This window comes from Flavobacterium sp. LM5, from assembly GCF_002017945.1.
Taxonomy (GTDB): Bacteria; Bacteroidota; Bacteroidia; order Flavobacteriales; family Flavobacteriaceae; genus Flavobacterium; species Flavobacterium succinicans.
Genome location: NZ_MUFX01000001.1, coordinates 1,804,278 through 1,828,355, shown reverse-complemented (window position 1 = coordinate 1,828,355; position 24,078 = coordinate 1,804,278). Strand labels below are relative to the sequence as shown.

General features: G+C 34.2%; 16 protein-coding genes. 5 read left to right on the top strand and 11 right to left on the bottom strand.

Annotation, left to right across the window (positions count from 1 at the left end; translation table 11 throughout):
• Positions 1–156: 156 nt before the first annotated feature.
• From BXU11_RS07815 to BXU11_RS07805, 3 genes are all read right to left on the bottom strand, one after another.
• Positions 157–1,329: a FecR family protein gene (locus tag BXU11_RS07815; protein ID WP_189318514.1), complete on the bottom strand. Its 1,173-nt coding sequence runs from the start codon at positions 1,327–1,329 to the stop codon at positions 157–159.
• A 201-nt stretch (positions 1,330–1,530) separates the two neighbouring features.
• Positions 1,531–2,082 carry a sigma-70 family RNA polymerase sigma factor gene (locus BXU11_RS07810; RefSeq protein WP_051536678.1) on the bottom strand — a complete coding sequence of 184 codons (552 nt, stop codon included), beginning with the start codon at positions 2,080–2,082 and terminating at the stop codon, positions 1,531–1,533.
• Positions 2,083–2,364: 282 nt separating this feature from the next.
• Positions 2,365–3,126 (bottom strand): S1/P1 nuclease, encoded by a 762-nt coding sequence (locus tag BXU11_RS07805; protein ID WP_078211788.1) that lies wholly within the window; start codon positions 3,124–3,126, stop codon positions 2,365–2,367.
• A 160-nt stretch (positions 3,127–3,286) separates the two neighbouring features.
• Here BXU11_RS07805 and BXU11_RS07800 point away from each other — a divergent pair, with 160 nt between their 5' ends.
• The gene (locus BXU11_RS07800; protein WP_024981620.1) at positions 3,287–3,745 is read left to right on the top strand and encodes an RNA methyltransferase; all 459 of its coding nucleotides are present in this window, start codon (positions 3,287–3,289) and stop codon (positions 3,743–3,745) included.
• Between the two features lie 499 nt (positions 3,746–4,244).
• On the opposite strand, the gene BXU11_RS07795 is transcribed toward BXU11_RS07800, so the two are convergent.
• From BXU11_RS07795 to BXU11_RS07760, 8 genes are all read right to left on the bottom strand, one after another.
• Complete coding sequence (locus BXU11_RS07795) at positions 4,245–5,516, bottom strand: acyltransferase family protein (RefSeq protein ID WP_078211786.1); 1,272 nt, start codon at positions 5,514–5,516, stop codon at positions 4,245–4,247.
• Between the two features lie 69 nt (positions 5,517–5,585).
• Positions 5,586–7,094 (bottom strand): sodium:solute symporter, encoded by a 1,509-nt coding sequence (locus tag BXU11_RS07790; protein WP_078211784.1) that lies wholly within the window; start codon positions 7,092–7,094, stop codon positions 5,586–5,588.
• Positions 7,095–7,120: 26 nt separating this feature from the next.
• A complete protein-coding gene (gene murQ / locus BXU11_RS07785) occupies positions 7,121–7,939 on the bottom strand; it encodes an N-acetylmuramic acid 6-phosphate etherase (RefSeq protein ID WP_078211782.1) in 819 nt (272 codons plus the stop codon).
• Between the two features lie 8 nt (positions 7,940–7,947).
• Positions 7,948–9,147 carry an exo-beta-N-acetylmuramidase NamZ domain-containing protein gene (locus BXU11_RS07780; RefSeq protein ID WP_078211780.1) on the bottom strand — a complete coding sequence of 400 codons (1,200 nt, stop codon included), beginning with the start codon at positions 9,145–9,147 and terminating at the stop codon, positions 7,948–7,950.
• A gap of 12 nt (positions 9,148–9,159) precedes the next feature.
• Positions 9,160–10,980 (bottom strand): family 10 glycosylhydrolase, encoded by a 1,821-nt coding sequence (locus tag BXU11_RS07775; protein ID WP_078211778.1) that lies wholly within the window; start codon positions 10,978–10,980, stop codon positions 9,160–9,162.
• A 139-nt stretch (positions 10,981–11,119) separates the two neighbouring features.
• Positions 11,120–12,040, bottom strand: a complete 921-nt coding sequence (locus BXU11_RS07770) for a DUF4397 domain-containing protein (RefSeq protein ID WP_078211776.1) — start codon at positions 12,038–12,040, stop codon at positions 11,120–11,122.
• A gap of 22 nt (positions 12,041–12,062) precedes the next feature.
• Entirely contained in the window at positions 12,063–13,658 is a 1,596-nt protein-coding gene (locus tag BXU11_RS07765; RefSeq protein ID WP_139363457.1) for a SusD/RagB family nutrient-binding outer membrane lipoprotein, read from the bottom strand.
• A gap of 10 nt (positions 13,659–13,668) precedes the next feature.
• Positions 13,669–16,740 (bottom strand): SusC/RagA family TonB-linked outer membrane protein, encoded by a 3,072-nt coding sequence (locus BXU11_RS07760; protein WP_078211772.1) that lies wholly within the window; start codon positions 16,738–16,740, stop codon positions 13,669–13,671.
• A 218-nt stretch (positions 16,741–16,958) separates the two neighbouring features.
• On the opposite strand from BXU11_RS07760, the gene BXU11_RS07755 reads away from it, so the two are divergent.
• The 4 genes from BXU11_RS07755 to BXU11_RS07740 all read left to right on the top strand — a co-directional run bounded on the left by BXU11_RS07755 (position 16,959) and on the right by BXU11_RS07740 (position 23,815).
• Positions 16,959–17,708 (top strand): DeoR/GlpR family DNA-binding transcription regulator, encoded by a 750-nt coding sequence (locus BXU11_RS07755; RefSeq protein WP_024981611.1) that lies wholly within the window; start codon positions 16,959–16,961, stop codon positions 17,706–17,708.
• 140 nt (positions 17,709–17,848) lie between these two features.
• Entirely contained in the window at positions 17,849–19,774 is a 1,926-nt protein-coding gene (gene nagB / locus BXU11_RS07750; RefSeq protein ID WP_078212157.1) for a glucosamine-6-phosphate deaminase, read from the top strand.
• Between the two features lie 206 nt (positions 19,775–19,980).
• Positions 19,981–22,491, top strand: coding sequence for a beta-N-acetylhexosaminidase (locus tag BXU11_RS07745; protein ID WP_078211771.1), 2,511 nt, complete (start codon positions 19,981–19,983; stop codon positions 22,489–22,491).
• 85 nt (positions 22,492–22,576) lie between these two features.
• Positions 22,577–23,815, top strand: coding sequence for a serine hydrolase (locus BXU11_RS07740; protein WP_139363456.1), 1,239 nt, complete (start codon positions 22,577–22,579; stop codon positions 23,813–23,815).
• The last annotated feature ends 263 nt before the right edge of the window (positions 23,816–24,078 follow it).

Sequence of the window (24,078 nt, the reverse complement as noted above, 5' to 3'; positions counted from 1 at the left end):
TATAAGTGATGTATTCATTTTTTATGCTATTTCAATTCAATTTGTTTTCACAGAAATAATAGGACAATCTTAAAGACAAGTACGATAAACATTGATTTTAGCCACTATATCGATTGAAATTTTTATTAAAAAAAATGTGTTTTCTAAGGATTACTGCTATTTAATTATTATTGTCTTCTCTTTAATTTCATAGCCATCAATTGTAGTTGATTTCATGATTGAAAGTATTTCTTCTAGCGATTGCTTTTTATCAAGACTTCCTTTAAAATGAACTGTTTCGAGTTTTTTAGTTGCAAAAATCACATCAACATCATACCATCTTGATATTACCTTCATAATTTCTTTTAGTGGCTTCCCTTTAAAACTAAAGACCCCATCTTTCCAGGATATTTCATTATAAGTGTCTACTATTTTAATGATTGAAGTGTTATTTTTAAGATCCAGATTGAGTTGTTGATTAGGGATTAAACTTACTTTCTTGCTTTGTGTTTCAACATTCACTTTTCCATTTACTAGCGTAGTATAAATATTGGACTCATCAGCATACGCCTTGATATTGAACTCAGTTCCTACCACATCAATTTTCTGCTTTCGATTATAAACCTGAAAATGTGAGCCCTTATGAGCTGTACTAGGTGATACTTCAAAATAAGCTTCTCCATAAACCAACTCAACTTCTCTAGGTGCTCCTTCAATAAATGCTACAGGAAATTTTAATTGAGATTCAGAATTCAACCAAACTTTAGTGCCATCGGAGAGTTTTATAACAAATTGTCCCCCTCTTGGAATGGTAATATGATTATAAACTAGTTTAGATGATTTTTGCTTATTAGCCGCATAAATGATTTCTTCACCATTACTGTTTGCATTTTGAGTTTGTAATAAACTCCCTTTTTTTAATTCAATTTCAGAACCATCAGCCAATGTTAAAGTTGCCTTATCCGTTCCATAATTACTTTTTTGAATGTTTTTTACAACAACTTCAGGCTTAGCCTCGGATGTATGGAATAGTGTATCTTTGAAACGTAAAGTTGTAATAAACAAACCAACCAATACAGCGGCAGCGACATAACGTAACCAAGGTTTTTTACTTATTGCAAAAACTGGTTTATTGTTTTTTTCATGATATTTAGCTTCTACTGCTTCCCATGCTTTTTCAGTATCCATAGCAGAATACTTATCCATTCGATCTACTAATTTTTTGATTTTAACCTCTTTTACAAAAGGATTTTTTCTTCTAAAAGCTTTCAATTCCAATTCCTCAGAATGGGTTAAGACTTTTAGTTTTCTTTTGATAAGTAATCGGGAAATTTGAAAAATATCTATCATTCTATTGTTCATTTATTATAGAACAACTGACAGTTAAAAAGGTACTATCAAAAAATTATATTTTTTTTATAAATATTTTAAAACGAAAATTCATATATAATTATGGCGGAACTACCAAGTAGTAAAAAAACCAGAATCCCTTCACAATGAAGTGATTATAAAGTAAATTCATTTTGATTGTAAAAATGGAGCGAAAAAAAATTAAACCAATAAAAAATAAATTATAGCCTCTAGATCTTGAAATTGCTCTCTTAATATTTTATAAGATTGGCTTTTTAACGTTTTAACTGTTTGAAGTTGTATTCCTAATTCTACAGCAATTTCAGTGTTTTTAAGACCTTTAAGACTTAGTTTTATAATTTCTTTTTTTCTATCAGGCAAACCTTCAATCGCTTTATAAAGCTGACTCACTATATCTTCTTCAAGTACATGCTTCAAAAACAAGTCATCATCTTCCAAAGATTGAATAGCCGTAGTTGCATATTTATTTTTTACCAAATTATGTTTGATAACATTATAACATTTGTTACGAACAGCTTTATACAGATACAATTTCAAATGGAGTTCGTCTGGGAATGTAGTTTGTTTTTCCCAAAGATTTATAAAAACATCCTGAACCAAATCTTCCCCTTCTTCAATACTAAGAAAACGATTTGAATATTGAACAAGTGACCTATAATGCTCATTGAACAGTTTCTTTATATAGATTTCACTACTATTATGTACATCTACATCCAATACCTTTTTTTTCAAAAATTAGTTTTTATCTCTGGCAAATTAAATAAATAAATTTCAATAATGACTCATTAAAAAAGGTGAAATACATAACTTAAACCCAATCTAAACTCCTACTGATTGCATTTACCTAAAGCTAGAATTCAAAAAAATAAAGAAATTTTAGCAAATGAGAACTAATTTGTTTTTTTGAGTGAAGCTAATCTAGACAATGGTGCATTAATCGATTCTCTTCCTCTACTTAAATTACAAAAAACACAGGCTAATTGCTGCTTATTGGTCTGGTTTCTTTGAATGTTTTTACGAACCAAATACTTCTGTTAGTACAGCAGAAAGTCGTAAACCAGCATGCAAAAGTTGTTTTTTTATGATGGGTGCTTGAGTGTCCACGTACGTTTCGGTTATGATATTATTTTTATAATCATAAATAGTCGGCATGTGGCTACGAGATTCTTTGGCCCATTTTACGGTATTGATTTTGCCTAAACGTTTGATTTGGTGTTTTGAATAAGTGTTAAGCGCCAAGCAATCACTTAGTGAAATGTTTCTAGCATTAATGATGCCGCTATCAAAAAAAGAATGCAAATTGGTGCCTTTTCCGTTGTAGTTAATTTGTTTGGTATTACCTCCTTTATCCGTGCCAAAACCTACATGTAAAGGTTGATGTAAATCGCCCACTAAGTGAAAAATAATACAGATTTTCATTTTTACCGCTTCATCAGAGAGGTCTTTGTAGTTTTTCAATTCCTGTATGGTTTGGGTCAATCGGAAAATGATATTGTCGCCTTCGTGGCTCACTACTTTTACACCTTGATCAAAATTTACGTAATGATACGGTTTTAAATAATCGTAGGAGTGATCGTCTCGAAGTTCATCCATCCAATTCGCTGCATCTTGTATGGAACGCCCGTCAAGGTATTTTGTTACTATCTTTTGTACAGCTGGATCCAAATAAGTAAAGGCAATTTCGGCCACTAAGGCATGTCCTTTTTTACCCCAGGCAAAGCTTTGAGAAGTGATAACAAAAAGAGTGATAACAAGGAATAGAATTTGTTTTTTCATTAGAATTTATTTTAAAGCGGCAAAAATAGGGATAATCATTGAATTCAATTCTTTTTTTCTTTTTATAGAATTCGATTAGGCTAGTAATGAAGCGGTGGTAGGATAAATTTGCTCAAAGAAATTCTGGAATTGTTACGACTGAGTTTGTATTTTTGCAAGTATGAATGATAACTTTATAAATGAATATTTTGGGATTGGGATACAAAATGGTAAAACACCCGAAAATTTAGGGGTTTTATGGCGAACAGCACAAAACTTAGGCGCTACTTTTATATTTACAATTGGCAATCGATATGCCAAACAAGCTTGTGACACGCATGACGCAGTAAAAGCCATTCCTTATTTTCACTATGAAAATTTTGAAGATTTTTATGATAATTTACCTAAAGGTGCACGATTGGTAGGGGTGGAATTAGATGAAAATGCTTGTGATTTGGAAACTTTTGAGCATCCAAGACGTTGCGTGTATTTGCTAGGAGCCGAAGATCATGGTTTGTCTAAAAAAGCCATGCAGCAATGTCATCATTTAATAAAATTTAAATCACAAAAGAGTTTGAATGTCTCTGTGGCTGGAAGTATAGTGATGTACGACAGAAATTTACCAAAACCTAGATCTTAAATTTCTTGATTACCATGAGGGTTTAACCCAGAATCCGCATTAGACTTCGTAGCGAAACTGAATTATTCAATAAAAGGAAGAGCTCACGGACTATTTTGAAGAAGGAAACAACGTTCAGTGAATACCTATATAAAATATAAACCAATGAGCTAATACTTTTGTATTTTGAATTTAAAAATAGGAGTAAGTTCTTGGTTTTGAAGAAGAAATTCATTCACTGAACTCCGCTAAAAAATATAAATATGGTGAAGTAATTTAGTTGTAGTAGATTTCTAATGCGGAATCTGGGTTTAATGATATTGCAATTAGATGTATTGCAATTCTGTCAAGGATAGGAACGAAAAGCCCGTAAAGGCTGAAATCGTAGTACAACAACCCCCAAAAGAGCGACTAAAAGAAGCTCCTTTTGGGGGTATGTTGTATCGATTGAAGACTGCGGACTTGTAGTGGATAGCCTGCCCGGACAGCATCATTGTAATTTAAAAGGATATACTACTTATTAAACTTTAAAAATGAGTTTCTTTTTAAATAAAATCCATAGAATCACACACCAAAAAGCAGCGTAGCTCAAGGCATACCCTAATGAGGCATTCATGGGGTTTTCAAAGCTAGGGCTTATTATAAAATCGTACAGATAGGTTTGTACCGAAAGGGTTTCGGTGGGTAGGTTAGGGTTTTGAATTTGGATACCACTTAGGACTCTAGGAATAATTCCTGAAAAGAAAAATACAATCATAGGATTTACACCCCAAAACAAGAAAACCTTAGTCCATTTGGAGTAGTTGGCGACATCAATAATGTAATAGAGCGCAATTAGACATAACGATGCAATTCCTGCAGTGTACAAGACATATGAGCTGGTCCAAAGCGATTTGTTTATTGGAAAGACACTATTCCAAACTAGTCCTAAAGCAAGTAAACCCAAACCATATAGCGCTACTCTTTTTACAATAGCCGTTTTTGAAATGGGAAGATGAAAAAGTTGTCCAATCAACATACCTATTATACCTGTAGCAATGGCTGGAATGGTACTCAAAATACCTTCCGGATCCCATGTTTTTGAGGCTCCCCATAAATGACCATTGAGTAAGATGTTATCAAGCCATGCTGCTAAATTTGTGCCTTTGTCTAAATTAGCAGGACCTATTCCAGGAACAGGAATTAAAGTCATTATAGCCCAATATGCTACTAATAAAAGGCCAGCAATGATTAGCTGTAGTTTGTAATTTGATTTGATATACAAGATAGCCACAATAAAATAAATGATTCCTATACGTTGCAATACACCGGGAATACGAACCTCGCTATAGGCTTCAATGCCGCTAAAGGCCAAAATAAGCATCAAGCCCAAAAGTCCAAAAGCCAATCCCGCTTTTACATTGGTTGAAAAATTACCAAGCAAGGCATAAGCAACAAGTAAAGTAATTACAATTCGTGCTATCAAAACGGAAGTCCCTTCTAAACCGAAAACTTCAATGGTGCTGAAAAAATTTAAAAACAATCCCAAACAAAAAATACGTGCTGAGCGTATGGCTATTTTTTGTAAAACGGTGACGTTCCATATTTTTTCAGGTATTGCAAATGGTACCGCAGTTCCCATAATGAAGATGAAAAAAGGAAAAACTAAATCGGTTGGGGTGCAACCATGCCATTCCGCATGTGCTAATGGAGGATAAATCGCACTCCAACTCCCGGGATTGTTGACAATAGTCATTAATAAAATGGTAAATCCTCTAAATATATCAAGAGAAAGTAATCGTTCTTTGTTCATGGTAAGGTAATTTTGGGTTTGTGTTTTTTTTACAATTTCATCATGGTTACATTTGAAATTTTAGTTTATTTAAAATCGTATCGTTTCAGTTGTTCTTGTACTAATGGCATAAAGTCCAAGATAAGTCAATAATCCATTTACCACAATTAACTCATTATCAAAAACATAACCACCTAAAAGATAAAAACTATTCTCACTAATCAGATATGTAAATATAGGTGAAATTACACACAAATAGGGAACCCAACGGTCTTTTACAACTTTGTTTTTTTGAAAAAGACCAAAGGCATATAACCCCAATAAAGGTCCGTACGTATAGGAAGCAACTTTAAAAATCATTGCTACAACGGAACTATCATTGATAGCATTAAAAAATAAGATAACAATGAAAATCAGTAATGAGAAACTTAGATGAACTATATGTCTTTTTTTAATCGCCTTTTTTTGTTCGCCCTCTTCCTTTTTGTCCATTTCTAGAAAATCGATACAAAAAGAAGTAGTTAGTGCTGTTAAAGCCGAATCGGTTGTTGCGAAAGTAGCCGCTATAATTCCTAGCAAAAATACAATCGCAGGAATCGTTGATAGATGATTAAGGGCAATTTCTGGGAACAATAAATCTGTTCTAGGTTTTTGAGTAATGGCATCAAGAGGAACCGCTATTCCATATTTTTCGGCATACAAATAAAGCAAAGCACCTACACTTAAAAAGAAGATATTGATAATTACAAACAAGACTGTAAACGTATAAATATTTTTTTGTGCTTCTTTAATATTTTTACAACTCAAATTCTTTTGCATTAAATCCTGATCAAGCCCTGTCATTGCTATAGTTACAAACATACCACCAATAATTTGTTTGATGAAATGAAATTTGCCTCCTAAGAAATCATCAAAGAAAAATATTTTGGAATAATTGCTGTTTTTGACTTCATTAAAAGCTTGGATAGGACCAAAATCAAGACTGTCACAAATGAAATAAATGGTTAAAAAAACAGAGGTTACTAAGAAAAAAGTTTGAAGTGTATCAGTAATAATGATGGTTTTTAAACCACTTCGGTAGGTATAGGAAAAAATTAATAATAACGAAATCAAAACCGTAACGGCAAAGGGAATTTGATAAAAATCAAATACATAGCGCTGCAAAACGATGATTACTAAGTACAATCGAAAAGCAGAGCTGATTGTTCTACTAATTAAAAAAATGGAAGCGGCAGTTTTGTAGCTATAAAAGCCCATTCTTTGTTCAATATAGCTATAGATAGAAGTTAAGTTCATTCGATAGTACAAGGGCAATAGTATTTTAGCAATCACTAAAAAACCAAGCATATTACCCAATACAAATTGAAAATACTTAAATTGTTCTCCAGAAGGTGAGCCCACTTCGCCAGGCACAGAAATAAATGTAACCCCAGATAAGGCCGTACCTATCAATCCAAAAGCGACTAAGTACCATTTTGAATTTTTATTTGCTGAAAAAAATGCTGCATTACCATTGTCGTTTTTACTTACTCGATTTGAAATGATAAAAAGCGTGCCGAAATAGATGATTATTAAAAGGAGAATACCACTTGGTGTCATATCTTTTGTTTAAGGATTATGGCTATTTATTGATTTTTGTAGGCATGAAGGGCCGCTCTTACGCTTTTGTGTTTTAGTAGTAGCTCTTGGGCAAGTGCGTCATCAATGTCTAACTCTGAAACGATCATATCAATGCCTCTTTTTACTAATTTTTTATTTGAAAGTTGCATATCAATCATTTTATTTCCCTTAACTCTTCCTAATTGAATCATGACCGAAGTAGAAATCATATTTAAAACTAATTTTTGAGAGGTACCTGCTTTCATACGAGTGCTTCCAGTAAGAAACTCCGGTCCTACCACTAATTCAATGGGATAGTCTACGTTTTGAGAGATTAAATTATTTTTGGTACATGAAATACCTCCAGTAAGAATATTGTGTTCTTTGGCTTTTTTTAAACCACCAATTACATAAGGGGTATTACCCGAGGCAGCAATACCAATAACTACATCTGCTTCAGAAATATTATATTTTGATAAGTCATGCCAAGCTTGTTCACTATCATCTTCAGCGTTTTCTACCGCTTTTCGTATAGCGGTATCTCCACCTGCAATAATACCAATAATCATATTTTGTGGCACTCCAAAAGTAGGAGGACATTCTGAAGCATCCAAAATACCAATACGCCCTGATGTTCCTGCACCTATATAAAATAAACGACCGCCATCTCTCATTTTTAAAACAATTTGATCAATAAGTTTTTCTATTTTTGGTATTTGCTTCTCTACAATTTTTGCTATTTTTTTATCTTCATTATTAATGTTTGTGAGTAATTCTGAGGTACTCATCTTTTCTAAATTAGTATATAATGAATCTTGTTCAGTTTCCATGTTTAGAGTATTCATTTAAAGGATTAATATAATAAGTATTTTTGACGAATCTTTTGAAAATCATCCAAGCCATGTTTCCATGATTTACGAATTGTAGCAACAGATGCTCCTTTCTCAATTTGAAACTTTAATTGTGGTGTTCCAGCTAGTTTAGTGAAAAAATCATTGAAAAATTTACTTTTGTCCTTCGTTTTCTTATATGCTTTTAGTAACCATTTGAGTTCAATTCCTTTTGGTCTTGGCACCAAAGAAAGGTCTTCACCATAACAAAGTACACCGTTGTGCATTGGTGTTTTTGCACCAAAATTTGGTCTTGGCATGAAGCTAAATGACGTGGTCTTTAGAAATGGAGATCCGTATATTTGAAATTGTTTTTCAGTTCCTCTCCCTACGCTTACATTTGTTCCTTCGAACAAACATAAACTAGCATACAAATGTATCGCTTGTTGATTGGGTAAATTTGGAGAGGGTTTTACTGGTAATACATACTTCGCTTGGTGATTATAGTTAAGACAAGGTATTATTGTGAGTTGACATTGTATACCATTTTTCAACCATTTTTCACCATTAATCATTTGTGCGTATTCTCCGATGGTCATGCCGTGTAGCATGGGTATGGGATGCACTCCAACAAAACTGCTGTAGTTTTTCTCTAAAATAGGCCCATCGATTACACCACCGTTTGGGTTGGGACGATCTAAAACAACTAATGGAATCGATTGCTCAGCACAAGCCTCCATCAAATAATGCAAGGAAGAAATATAGGTATAAAAGCGAGCCCCCACATCTTGTAAATCAAAAACCATGATCTCAATCCCTTGAAGTTGTTCCTTTGAAGGTTTTACATTTTTTCCATACAAAGAAACAATTTGAATTCCAGTTTTGGCATCTTTCCCGTCTTTTACATGTTCTCCTGCATCTGCTGTCCCTCGAAAACCATGTTCGGGAGCAAAAATGGTGTGTATGGAAATGGCTTTTTCAAGTAAAAAATCTACCAAGTGTTTTTGGTTAGATAGGACGCCTGTCTGATTGGTAAGAAGTCCTATTTTTTTTCCCTTTAATAATGGAAGATATGCCATAGAATTATCAGCTCCCGTCTCTATGGATCGGGTATTGAAATGAGCTTGAGGCATTTTTTTGTTCACGATTGAATTAGAAAATCCAATATAGCTCATGGATAAGGCTAGGGCCAAATGTATATGTTTTATGAATAGAGCTTTCATGCGTTATTTTTATTAGTTTTTTAAGAGTATATGACTTTCACTTTTACCATTTTCGAAGATTATTTTGATGAAATGCATGCCGTTTGAAAAATATTTAGTATCGATTTCAATAGGTGAAACACTTTCATTTACAGTTTTAGTGATAATCTCTTGACCAAGAATAGTGTAAAAGATAACTTTTGCTATTGCAGATGCCGTAGTGCTATTTTCAATTGTTAGGGTATTTTGAAATGGATTAGGATAAATCTTTAATTCGGACACAAAATTTTGAGAAGGACTGGCTAATGTGGTGTTAAAATTGCCAGCTTCATTATTGTTTTTATCCAAAGCAGTTACTACAAAATGCTTAGTGTCAATTAGATTTTGTGTAAGCTGAATTTCATTTCCAACAATAATATCTAAAATTTTAGCACCATCGTCTTTATTGGTAATGGCTTCAGCAGAGGAATTAAAAGCATAGACCACATATTTTATCGGAAGATCTCCATCAGAGGCTACAGCTGGCGTATCCCATTTTAATTTTGTAGATTCAAATCTTAGGTTTAGAGGGGGATTAGGACAGATTCCATCCTTTCCTACAATGGGAGGAGCAAAGGATTTGTATTTATATTGTGTTGCATTTAGGGCGGCATTTAAACTTTTTGGATCGGATTTTATATTCGTATAGTTATAAGCAATTTGCCCAAAAGTAGCTTCCATGGTTTGGACTCTATTTTGATTGATCTGATTTTGTATTTCTGTAGCACTCCAAGCGTTCGAATCATACATTTTGTAATAAGCTTGGCTAATGTATAGTTGTTTGTTTTTATTCTTTACTTGATCATTCCACCATTTGGAGAGTGCATTGTAGTCTTGACTTCCAATGATTTTCCAATACAATTGTGGTGCTAGATAATCCACTTTTTCTGCGTTTAGCCAAGCAATTGGGTCACAATACAAGGCGTCAAATGAAGAGTTTCCACTAATTCCTGTTGGTGTCCCTGCTTTCCATATACCAAAGGGACTTACTCCAAAAACGATATTTTTATTTTGAATGTTATTGATGGTTTGAATGGCATCATATACTTTGGCAATCATTTTGTTAACATTACTTCTTCGCCAATCCGCCAAAGATAATCCGTCTGGATTATTGGTTAAAAATGTTGCTGCGTCTTGATTGTTTGGTGCGGCTAACATGCCTACATTAGGATAGAAATAATCGTCAAAATGAATACCATCAACATCGTATCGGCTATCTATATCTTGAACAACAGTCGTAATGAAATTGGTAACGGCTGGAAGTCCTGGATCTAGAATTCGCAAATGGAGTTCACGGTCTACAGGGCTATAAACAGGGTCAATTATCCAAGAAGGATTGACATTCATGACATGATTGGATGCTTTTGGATAAGTAACAACGTCAGAAGTTTGAGCTCTATAAGGATTTAGCCATGCGTGTAAATCAAGCCCTCTTTTGTGCGCCTCCTCAACTGCAAAAGTAAGTGGATCCCAAATGGGTGAGGGAGCAACTCCCTGAGTTCCTGTTAACCATTGTGACCAAGGCTCTAGGTTAGAGTTATACAATGCATCACATTCAGATCGTACTTGGAAAAACACACTATTATAGCCGTTTGTTTTTAAATTATCCAGTAGTGTGATTAGCTCTGCTTTTTGTTCATCAGGAGTTGATTTTTTATTAGAAGGCCAGTTTAAGTTGTAAACTGAGGCAACAAAAACACCTCTAAGTTCTCGTTTGGGATTATTTTTATTGAATTCAGAATTAATGTAGCATTGAGCAATTAAAGAAAAATGGCAAACAAAACTTAGAGCAATTAATAAATATGTTTTTTTCATGATTTTTCATTGATTATTTTGAGTTTTTACCTCTACATGATTATTTTTTTGCATGAAAAATTTTCTTGCTTTCATTTAAGTAAGCAACTAGAAAAAAATATAACCACTTTAGATTTTACTAAAATGGTTATATTTTGAATTAAAAATTGGTGTAAAAAGAAATGGTAGGTATATTGGCTGTAGCAGTCGGAACACCTCCAGAATATCCTCTGCAAAAAATGGTATACATTCTTCCCGCTCTTGGAATAAAAATTCCAGTTCCAGAATTGGCTTGATTAGCAACTAGTGCAGGAGCTGCTAGTCCAGGAGTGTTTATTGCGGCTCCTGAAACGCGCAGTTGGATTTGATACCCTCGGTTGTCTATTGCCTCTTGTGGTTCAATAGCAATAAATGTCTCTTTTCCTCCTTTAAAAGTAATTCCTTTGTATGTGGTAACTTCTTTAGTAACTACTGGCGTCCCTCCTGGAATTGATGTAGTTTTAATTAATCCTAAATCATATCCAGCTACTGGTGAATTTGGAATTAGATTAATAAATCGGATATACGCTTTGGTTTTATCTAAATTTACAGTACTCAAATCATCATTGATTTTATGAGTAGTGTAAGTTACGGGAGCTACTTTTGGATCTGAACCAATGATGAAAATAGAATAATATTTTCCGCTTTCTGTTTTGAATGCCTCGGAAAAACGTTCCACTTCAGGTTTTTCGGGCAGCGTTGCGGTTGCGGCAATTTTTGGACTGATGCCTTTTAAAACTTGCTCACCTGAGGAGATATTAGAATAGTTTTCAATAGGGAAAGTACTTCCAAAACCAGTTCCTAATGGTAGTCCACTTGATATAATAAATCCTGAAACTTTTTCAGTTCCTAAAAAGAAATTTAATTGAGCATTTACACCTGCATCGCCAATGGCAGTATGAATGAATTTTACTTTAGCTTTATTTTCTATGTCAAAACTTTCATAAGGGTTAAAATCATTTTCTTCACCACAAGAAGTTACAAGTAATACGCCCAATAAGGGCAGAAAAGTACTTTTTATTTTTTTAAATATATTTTTCATAATAATTGGTTTAATGGGTTAATTAGGGTTTCATAAACCACATTTCAAAAGTGTGATAATCGAGTTTATCTGCGCCAATGCTTTGAATGGTCGCAAAATTCCACACATATTCAGAGTTGAAACGAGGTCTAACTCGGTATGGTAATTTTCCATTGTTGTCCAAAAACAAGGTGGTTGGAAAAGTCATGGTTTTGTAAATATTAGTATCGTATTTGTACTTACGCATATCGGTCCAAGCTTCTAATTGTCCAAAACCAAATAAAGAAATATACTTTTGAAGAATAATATGACTCATAGTCAAATTGGATTCTGATGGTACCACATTAGTGTTATTCATGAAAGCGGTAGCTTCAGCTGCAGTGATTAAAGAAGTTATAGGGTAAGTTGTACTCACAACAGTATTAGCATTTACAAAATCGATACTGGCTTGAATTCCTTTTTTGTAGGCGTCTAATGCTATTGTTTTGTTTCCTTTGATAAAAGCGGCTTCTGCTTTTATGAATTGAATTTCAGCATACGTCATTAATGGAAATTGAGCCTTATCTCTAAATAAGTATCGTCCAGGTGTTGTAACTGTTCCAGCTACAAATGTTCCGTATAAATTTGGAATTCTACTCGGTCCTGCAACCGAAGAAGCTGTAGTGTTTAGCGGGTTACCTACGAAGGTGTATTTTGAGGGATCCGGATTAGCTGGAGAAGCTGGTGCGGTTTCTGAATTTCCAATCGAGGGTGCCAAAACTCTTGACATACGCGGATCAATAGCTCCTGTAAAAACAGAACCGTTCATTAAACGTACCACAAAATCAGTTTGTCTAAAGTTTTGATAATTATTTCTCCCTGGACCGTTGAAGTTGGAGTCCGAGCTAATGGTTCCATTATAACTAATCAATGCATTATCTGCGTTAGAAGCTAGTGATTTATCACAAGCCTCAATTACTTTGTCAGGATTATAAGTTGACTTGTTAATTTGGTTGTTTAAGTTTCGAGCGACAACTCCCCATGCAAACTTAGTCCATTTGGATCGATCTCCTTTGTACATTTTATCCCCAACACCAGTATAGGCTGCAGAAACCACTCCATCTGTGCGTTGCAAATCAGCCACACCTGACTCGATGAGACGTAAAACTTCAGCATACACTTTATCTTGACCAACGTAATCATAGGATAGTCGTGGGGTAAAAACTTGATCAAAATCTATTAACTCTGAATGATAATCAGTGGCTACTTGCCAGGACCAAGCACGAATCACTTTTGAAATTCCAGTGATATCATGTCTTTGTTCAGCAGTGGCTTTTTTTTCTAGGTTGGTAACATTCAAGCCGAGAGAAAAGTAGGCCATTTTCCAAATTTCTCCTCCGGAATCACTATTTCTGGTGTACCCCATTAAGTCCCACTCATTACCTACAGTAACATTACTAAAATTCTGTACATACCTTCCTAAAAAACGATTGTCAAATTGTAAACCCACTGCCATTTGCTGTTCAATAGGAGGAAGAAGAGCTTGAGTAGAAACATCTACCGGAAAACTCGGATTTACATTTAAATCTTGTAAATCATCACAAGATACGATGGCCGAAGTAATGGCGAGGGCAGCGATATATTTTTTTAAATTTTTCATAGTTTTTTTTTTAAAATCCAACTTTCATTCCAATGTTAAATCCTCTAGGAGTGGATAGTACTCCAAAATCAAATCCTGCTCCACCAGCACCTCCAGTAGAGGCATTAAGACCATTAACTGCTGGGTCGGCTCCAGTATAATTGGTAATCATAAAAGCATCGGTAACAGTAAGAAATATTGAAAAGTTTTGAATAGGAGTGTTTTTTAAGGACTCTGCACTCATTCGATAGTTTAAAGTGATGTCACGCATTCTTAACCAATTGATATCTTTTTCAATAAAATCAGTCTCAATGGCGGCAGTTCTGTAATATTCATTTTGAAAGTACGGAGTGACTTGAATGGTGTTTTTAGTAGGTGTGGCTGTGTTTTCTAAACCATCTCTAAGTACTCCCTCAATTACTCTTGGTTGTTCTCTATCTAAAGTGTTTTTTGATATTCCATTTTGGTACATAAACATTTCGGTGCCATTAAAAATATCACCACCTTTTCGAATATCTAATAGTAAGGATAGGGAGAAGTTTTTGTAATTAAATGTGTTTTGGAAACCTACCACAAAATCAGGGTTTCTATCGCCAGTAATTTCAAAATTCGAATTTCGAATAGGGAATCCATTAGCATCTATTAAAACTTGTCCAGCATTATTTCTTAGGTAGCTATGAGAGGTTATGGAAGTAAGCGGCGAACCTACTTTTTGACCTGCTCTTGCATTGGCATACAACCAAGTGTCAGATACATAGTATTCTGTTACGCTTGGAGGTAAGTTAAGTAGCTCAGAATCGGTTTTGTTAAAGTTTACATTGAGATTCCAAGAAAAATCTTTGGTTTTTATGGGAGTCGCATTTAATGTAATTTCCAGTCCTTCATTTTTCAAATCCCCAAAGTTGGCAGATGTTACCACAAAGCCTGTACCATAGCTTAAACGCATGTTTCTTAGAATAGGGTCGATAGTTTTGGTACTGTAAACAGCTACATCAAGGCCTAATCTGTCTTGGAAAAACTTTAATTCAGTTCCAAATTCAAAAGACTTTCTAAATTCAGGTTTTAGGTTCGGATTTGCACCCGTTACACCGTACGCATATCCACCATCCGTTGTCAATTGAGGTTGGTATACAGCTACTGCAGAGTAAGGCGAGGGGATATTGGCGGCTTCTGCATACGAAGCTCTTAATTTACCATAAGAAAGCACTTTGTTTTCTTTTAAAAAGGGCAAGTTGCTAAACATGAAACTCGTAGCAACAGAAGGGTAGAAAAAGGGATCTGGCAATACAGAAGTCCAGTCTTTTCGACCAGTAAGTGTTAAAAATGCTATATTATCATAATCAAACGCCATCTCTGTAAAGAAACCAATTTGTCTACTTTGAACAATTCTTTCTTGAGATCGTTGAGTAGTGGCATCTGTATTGTTGATAGAATTGAAGTTAGGATCAAAAAATTTATTTCCGCTGGTAGAGAGTATACGGAAATAGTTATCATTAACCGCATTACCTAATAGTATTTTGGAATTGAATTTTCCAAAAGATTTTTTTACAGAGGCTAAAAAAGTAGTGTTTAAATTACTAGTAGAATTGTAGTAGGTTTCGATAAAACCCTGAGTGGTAATACCCGCTGCTGATTCTGGATGAATAGCTCTATATCCTTGTGCAGAGTTTACGTCCCATCCTATACGAGCTGTCAAATTCAACCAACTAGTTGGATCGTACACTAATCCTACGTTAGAAATAAAACGATTGTTGAAATCTTCGGCTACGTTTTTATTTACATCCCAAAATGGATTATCAGTTTCGGTATCCGAAATACCAGTTGAAATTTTTCTTCTAGATCCATCTGCATTCAAGTAGTTACGTACATCATCTGTTTGTGGCCAACCCAATAAGGTTAACACGTAGCCAGAGTTAGCTAATGCAGCTAGAGAACCTCCACCACCTTTTGAGGCTTTTTGATTGCTAGATTTTGTAAAACTAAAGGTTCCTTCGGATTTTAACTTTGGAGAAAGAATAGCAGAGCCATTTATAGCAACGTTTAAACGGTTAAATGCTGTATTAGGTGTTACTCCTTCTTGATCTAAATTACTCAATGAAACACGATAGGAACCTATTTCGCTTCCGGCCTCAAAAGAGATATTCTGTGTGGTAGATACTCCTGTTTTGAAGAAATTATCAATATTATTATAGAAATTTGTTCCCTCTGCAAATGGAGCTCCAAATTGTCTACGATAATCTATATTTGAGACTCCGTTGATACCTCTTTGATAGACTTGTTGAATCTCTGGAAATCGATACACCTGGTCAAAACGGGTGTTGTTCGAATAGGTGATTCTTCCTTTTCCTTTTCTTCCTTTTTTGGTTGTAATAACAATGGCCCCATTACCTGCTTGAATGCCATATAGAGCTGCTGCCTCTGGGCCTTTAAGTATCGTCAAAGACTCAATATCTTCAGGGTTGATGTCCGCTCCTCTGTTGGTGAAATCTTGATTTCTATTAGATTGATCAGATATTAATAACCCTTGACTAAGAGTTTCATTATTAATAGGTAAACCATCTACAATGTACAAGGGAGAATTGTTACCACTTAGGGAATTTACTCCTCTTAATTGGATAGCCGCAGAGGCTCCTGGAGCTCCAGAAGTAGAAGTAACAGTTAAACCGGCAACTCTTCCTTGTAATGCGTTAGCAAAGTTGGGTCTTTGTGTGTCTGCAAGTTCTTGTCCTTTTACTTCTTGAACGGAATAACCAAGTGCTTTTTTGTTTAGTTTTCGTCCAAGAGATCCAATTACAACGATTTCCTTTAGATTTTGTGAGGTTTCTGTAAGCAATACATCGAGTGTGCTGCTCAATACATTAAGACTCTTCGTGCCATAACCTATAAATGTAAATTCTAGCACGTCTCCTTTTGAAGCTTTTATTGCGTAAGTTCCATTTGGTTCTGTTGAAGTGTTTTTCTTGTTAGATTTATTAACAATATTGACTCCTGATAAAGGGGTTTTGTCAATATCTAAAACTTTACCTTTTACTGTAAACTCTTGAGAATAACTACTTAGTATTCCCCAAAAAAACAGCAATAAAATTAAATACTTTTTTTTCATGATGGTCAATTTTGGTTATACTACAAATATATTTAATTATTGCATATAAATGTAAATTTGAGTCAAATTTTATTTAAATAAATCATAAAAATGCACAATAATGCAATTTGTTATTTTTTTTTATTTATGTTTGTAGGGTGCGAAGAATGTATTTGTTTACACATTATCTTAATAGTTAGTGTATTTGTGAGTTATTTGTGATTTAAATTATAAAAGAGATGTTGAAAATTGAAAGACAAAAGTACATACTGGAAAAAATTGATAAAGAGCAAAAAGTACTGACTTTGGATCTTGCTTTGCTTTTGAATACTTCTGAGGATACTATAAGAAGGGATTTAAATGAATTGCACGCTAAAAAAAAACTAAACAAAGTCTACGGAGGTGCTGTTTTAATTACTGATGCTCCTGTTGATGTTTTTGATATTGTGATTACTTCTGAAGAGCAAAAGATAAAAATAGTAAGCAAGGCTTTATCTCTATTGCATGATGGTCAAGTAATAATAATGAGTGGGGGAAGCACTAATTTAGTTTTTGCTAGATTGATTCCTGCCGAGTTAAAGGCGACTATTTACACCTATAGTTTAAGAATTGCTATGCAACTTTCGCAACATCCAAATATTGATCTAATATTTATTGGCGGAAAAATGCAAAAAAATGCAATGGTAACTATTGGGATGGATGTGATACAGGTGTTATCAAGACTTAAAGCAGATATTTGTTTTATAGGTGCGTGCAGTGTTAATTTAGAACTAGGGTTGACAGAAGTAGATTACGAGGTGACCTTAGTTAAAAAAGCGATGATTGGAGCTTCAAAGCAAGTTGTTTCAATGTTTTCTTCTAATAAGCTGGATACTAAAATGCCTCATGTTGTGTGCGACTTAAATCATTTAAGCACTATAGTCACAGAATTAGATCCTGAAGATTATAGGTTATCAGAATACAAAAAAACAGGAATTAATATCTTATAACAGATATTTTTAGTATTATATTTAATGCATTATTATGCGTTATTTTTATTTTTATTAAAATTAAAATGCAAAATAACGTATTGTTTTTCTTTTTTTATTTAATTTTGTTACAACAACTACCATTAAATGATGAAGATAAAATGAAAACAACCTCAACAATTATTTATAATACCCCAGGAGCATTCGAAGAAACACGATTTGAAAAAATTCACAATGAAATTTTTAAAAATTCAGTGGAAGCTTCAAAAATAGTAGCTCAAGAAATGGCCGATTTGATTCGCTCAAAACAAGAAAGCAATGAGAATTGTGTGTTAGGATTGGCCACTGGATCATCGCCTATCAAAGTCTACGAAGAATTGGTTCGTATGCACAAAGAGGAAGGGTTAAGCTTTAAAAACGTAATCACTTTCAATTTGGATGAGTACTATCCTATGAATAAGGAAAACAAGCAAAGTTATCATTTCTTTATGCACCAACATTTATTCAATCATATTGATATTCATCCAGACAATGTTCACGTACCTGATGGAACGGTAGCCATTGAGGAGTTAAATCAATATTGTATTGATTACGAAATGAACATAAAAAACGCAGGTGGCCTTGATTTTCAATTGTTAGGAATTGGTCGTACGGGACACGTTGGTTTCAATGAGCCGGGCTCACATATCAATTCAGGAACTCGCATCATTACTTTGGATCATATCACTAGAGTAGATGCCTCGTCAGATTTTAATGGAATCAATAATGTGCCTAAACGTGCTGTTACAATGGGAGTTTCAACAATCATGCGTTCCAAACGTATTGTATTGTTGGCTTGGGGACAAAACAAAGCCGATATTATCAAAAGAACCATCCAAGGTGATATCAGCTCAGAAGTGCCAGCTACTTTCTTGCAAAACCATTCAAATGCTACTTTTGTTTTAGATCAGTCTGCTGCTTCGGCACTGACTCGTTTTGAAACACCTTGGTTGGTAGGGGAATGTTTATGGACACAAGAATTAAAAAGCAAAGCCATTGTATGGTTGTGTCAAGAAACTAAACAATCTATCTTAAAACTTACTGACAGAGATTACAACAATAATGGAATGTCTGATTTGCTAGCGCAAGAAGGATCATCCTACGATTTGAATATCAACATGTTCAATGTGTTGCAACATACAATCACCGGATGGCCAGGCGGAAAACCTAATGCTGACGATACCAATCGACCAGAGCGCGCTAATCCTGCTAAAAAACGTGTGATTTTATTTAGCCCTCATCCTGATGATGATGTGATTTCTATGGGAGGAACTTTTGCTAAATTGATCAAGCAAGGACACGATGTACACGTAGTATATCAAACCTCAGGAAATATTGCTGTTACAGATGACGAAGCTTTAAAATTTGCCGAAGTATGCAATGATTTTGTTGGCGAAGATAGTAGTAAGATCAATTTTCAAGCGGTGATTGATTTCTTGAAAAACAAGAATGACAATCAAATTGATTCCCTTGAAGTACGCAAATTAAAAGGATTAATCCGAAGAAGAGAATCGTATGCTGCTGTTCGTTACATTGGATTAAAAGATGAAAACGTTCACTTTTTAGATTTACCATTTTACGAAACAGGTCAGGTGAAGAAAAACCCACTTGGAACAGAAGATATTGAAATTGTAGCAGACATTATTGCTAAAATTAAACCACATCAAGTATTTGCAGCAGGAGATTTAGCCGATCCACACGGAACACATGAAGTGTGTTTGAATGCCATTTTTGCTGCGATGAAGCAATTAAAAGCTAAGCCATACATGAAAGAATGTTGGTTGTGGTTGTATCGAGGTGCTTGGCACGAATGGGACCTACACGAAATCGACATGGCTGTGCCACTAAGTCCAGATGAAGTGTTGTTAAAACGTCAGGCCATTTTATTCCATCAATCTCAAAAAGATCGAGTAATGTTCCAAGGTAATGACTCAAGAGAATTCTGGGTACGTGCTGAGGACAGAAATAAAGATACTGCCAAATTATACGATGATCTTGGATTAGCAGAATACGAAGCGATCGAAGCCTTCAAACGATTTGATTATTAGATTATTTTGTTTTTAGCAATAAAACAAATGATGAATTAGCTTGTAAAATCAGAATACAATCCCTACAAAAGAGCAATACTATTCTAAACTTCTATTTTGATCACTTTATAAAAGCTAGACCGCATCATTTGTTTGTCTTTTTTAATCATGTTTACAGGTCTTATGGCCCTTAATTTAAGTTTCAATCAATTTCAAGTCTGTTGTTTATGAAAATATTAAGTTTTATTGTAGTTTTTTTTATTGGCTCAATCACTATTAGTGTTGCTCAAAATTTGGACCTTATTCCGCAACCTAAAAAGCTAAACTTTAAAAACAATGGCAAGGTATTAACGCTTCCTGAAGAGTTTGTATTTGTTTTGGATAAACAATTACGTTTTAATGCACCCTTTATTGCCTCAAATTTTATCAAGCAGACCCATAAATCTCCAAAAATTTTTTTTGATCATACAGTTGAAAAACCCACTGTAGAAATAAATATTAAACAATGGATGAGAATTCCAAAAGAAGGATATCATCTCAAGATTACTCAAAAAAAAATAGTAATTGAAGGCAAAACTACAGAAGGGGTTCTCAATGGCTACCAAACCTTTTTACAAATCCTATCAAGTAAAGAGATTGAAAAAGGAGCTTTACCACTAGTAACCATTAAAGATTATCCTACCCTAGAATGGCGGGGAATGATGCTAGATGTCTCTAGGCAATTTTTTGATAAAGAAAAAGTAAAACAATACATCGATTGGTTAGCCGCTCATAAGATTAACATCTTTCATTGGCATTTGACAGATGATAACGGATGGCGTTTAGAGATCAAGTCAATGCCAAACTTAACAACAAAAGGAGCTTGGCGAGGTCCTGGTGAGGTATTATTGCCATCCTACGGTTCTGGAAACAAAAGATATGGCGGATTTTATACCCAAGAAGATATAAAAGAAGTAGTAAAATTTGCTAAAGAACGTGGAGTTTCTATCTTGCCCGAAATCGAAATACCAGGACATTCTAGAGCTGTTATTGGCTCCTATCCTGAGATGGGATGTAAAACTACAGAACAAAGCAAAAGCATCCAAGGCGAAATCAATAATGTTTGGTGCGTTGGTCGTGAAGAAAATTATATAGCATTAGAGGGAATTATCAATGAAATGATTGATTTATTCCCTTTCGAATACATACATGTTGCCGGCGATGAAGTCAATACTAGCACTTGGAATCATTGTTCAAAATGCAAGACATTAATGCAACAGCAAGGATTTACGGATGCTTTTCAACTGCAAAATTATTTCTTTAAACGAGTAGAATCGATCATCGAAAAAAAGAACAAAAAAGTTATTGGTTGGAATGAAATTTTAAAAGGAGGCAAGTTGAGTAAAAACACAGTCATTGCAGCTTGGCAAGGAGTAAATCATGGTATCGAAGCTGTAAAAAGAGGACATAAAACAATTATGATTCCTGGGCAGTTTACCTATTTTGACATGGCGCAATCTGAATCAGAACGAGGACACCGTTGGGCAGGCCTTATCAACACGAAAAAGGTATATTCTTTAAATCCAGTACCTAGCGAAGGACTAACTAGAAAAGAAAAAAAATTAATTATTGGCATACAGGGTGCACTTTGGAGTGAGTACTTGGATAGACCAGAACGTTTTATTGAATATCAAAGCTTCCCTAGAATTACCGCATTAGCTGAAATAGCGTGGAGTCAAAATAAGCAAAATAACTGGGATGATTTTTATCACAGATTAACCCATAGTCATTTTAATCGTCTAGAAAATATGGGCATTGCATTTAGAGACTTTCCTCCTGCTGCATATTATAGTAATGGTCAGATTACAGTTGAATTACCATACTCAAATGCGACTGTTCGTTATACAAATGACGGAACTGATCCAACGTTTATTTCACAAATATATGAAAAGCCTATTCCAACGAAATCTTTTGAAGAATACAAGTTTAAAACCTTTTTTGGCAAAGAATCACAAAGCCCAGCCATAAACGTAAAACTTCCTGCTATTACTTCTTGGAAGTCATTTATGGCCGAAAAGAAAATGATTTCGAAAAATGTCACCTCAGTTATAGATCGAAATGGCATTTGGAAAGTGTATTTTACCACAAAAAATGAAAATGTAAATAACGGGAGTTGTAGACGAATTTCTTTGTACGAAAACAATGTCATGATTTTCAATCAAACATCAAAGAATGACTTAAATAAACAACCATCTTACAAAATAGAGATCCCTAACTACAAATCAAGTCACGAGTACCGCCTAGAACTAGAATTTGAAAATACGGAGGGTTCAAATGCAGAAGCCGAGGTATATCTTGAGCATTCTAAATATATAGAACCTCTAGTACAAGCTAGTAGTTCTTTGTCAGAAAAATCAAATTTCAAACTAGAAAATTTAGAAGATTATAACCCTGAAAGTTATTTTAGATCAAGTCGACCTTGTGAAAAAGGAGATTGGATTCTTTACACTTTTCAAAATCCAATTTCGGCTACAAAAATCGAAGTATCAACCGGCATTCCTAATCATCCAAGATTTATTGTTAACGAAGGATATGTGGAATATACCTATGATGGTATATCATTTGAAAGAGGATCTGACTTTGAGTACGGGCAAGCCTTTATTTATCCTAAGCAAGCTGTTGTTGGTGTGAAAATTGTAATTTCTGGAACCAATAATGAGCCTACTGTTGCCATTCAAGATTTAAAAATAAAACCTTAATACAAGCACTATGCGACAAACTATTCCAAGGTATGTATTTTTACTTTTTTTGTTACTTTCATTTTTACAATTCGGATGCAAATCAATGCATCAGACTATAAAAAACACCCCTTCCAATCCTGCTCCTATCTATATTGATTCAATGATGGAAAATGCTTTGGATAAAAAATTTTTCCCTGGAGCACAAGTAATTGTTGGGAACAACCGAGAGATTCTTTTTGAGAAAAATTATGGATTTACAGATTATTCGCAAACCTCCCAAGTTAATAGTGATGTGGTGTACGATTTAGCTTCCATGACCAAAGTTTTAGCTACCACTTTAATAACTATGCAATTGGTAAGCAATCACAAGTTATCAGTTAATGATAAATTAGGTGAAAAAGTAGCACGATTTAAGAATACACCAATAGCAAATCTTACACTCTTTGAATTACTAACACACACCTCTGGTTTGCCATCAGGATTTATGTTCTACCAGCACTTATTGCAAACCCCAGATCATTCTCCTTTTTTAAGCAAAGAGAAATCATCAATTTACAATCTCCCTTTTGATACTCAATTCGTGTCTTCTTCTTTAGAATATAACACAGCATTTATAACACATCAGCCGAAAAACAAATCCGTTTTAATTTATGATAATCTATGGTTAAATCCAGAGTTTTACGAGATAGTTTTTAAGAAAATTATAACAGCTCCGATCAAAACTAGAGGAAATTATCTCTATAGCGATTTGAATATGATTTTAATACAACAAGCAATTGAAGCCGTAACTCATGAAAAACTTGACATATTAGTCAATAGACTCTATACTTCTTTAGAATTGACAAGTATAGGTTTTACACCTTTACATTGGACTACCAAAGACAAAGTAGCCCCTACAGAAGTAGATCATTTGTTTCGAAAAGATACTATTCGGGCTCATGTTCACGATGAAACTGCAGCTATTTTTGGAGGAGTATCGGGTAATGCTGGATTGTTTTCGAATGCAAAATCAGTAGCTGTAATATGCCAATTGTTGTTGAATAAAGGGGTTTACAATGGAAAAAAAATCCTTAAATCTAATGTGATTAGTAAGTTTACTCGATCACCTCTACTCAAAAAAGGTATCTACAGAGGATTAGGGTTTGATAAAAGAAATTCAGATTATTTTTTTGATATAAATCAGTACGGTCATACGGGATTTACTGGGACTTTTTTCTTTGTCAATCCAATAAAAAACAGATTTTTGATCGTTTTAACCAATAGAGTACATCCCACACGTACTAATCGATTGATGTATGCGGATAATTTTATGGCTAAAATTTGGAGAAGTGTTAATCTCTAAAGAATGTGTTTCTATGCGTAATGCCATTTAACCGAGATTCTAAAAAAGCAGAAAAGCATTTACTAATGCAATCTTTTTTTGCACTTACGAATGAAAACTTACGTATACAATAGTGCAAGACAAAACAAGAACTACTACCCTCTCTCACACAGGCGCTTAAAAATTTCAATACAACAAAAACAGCTCGATTAACATTACAAAATACAATTATCAAATGTTAAATTTTAAATATTTGTATATACATATAAAAAATGTGTTACATT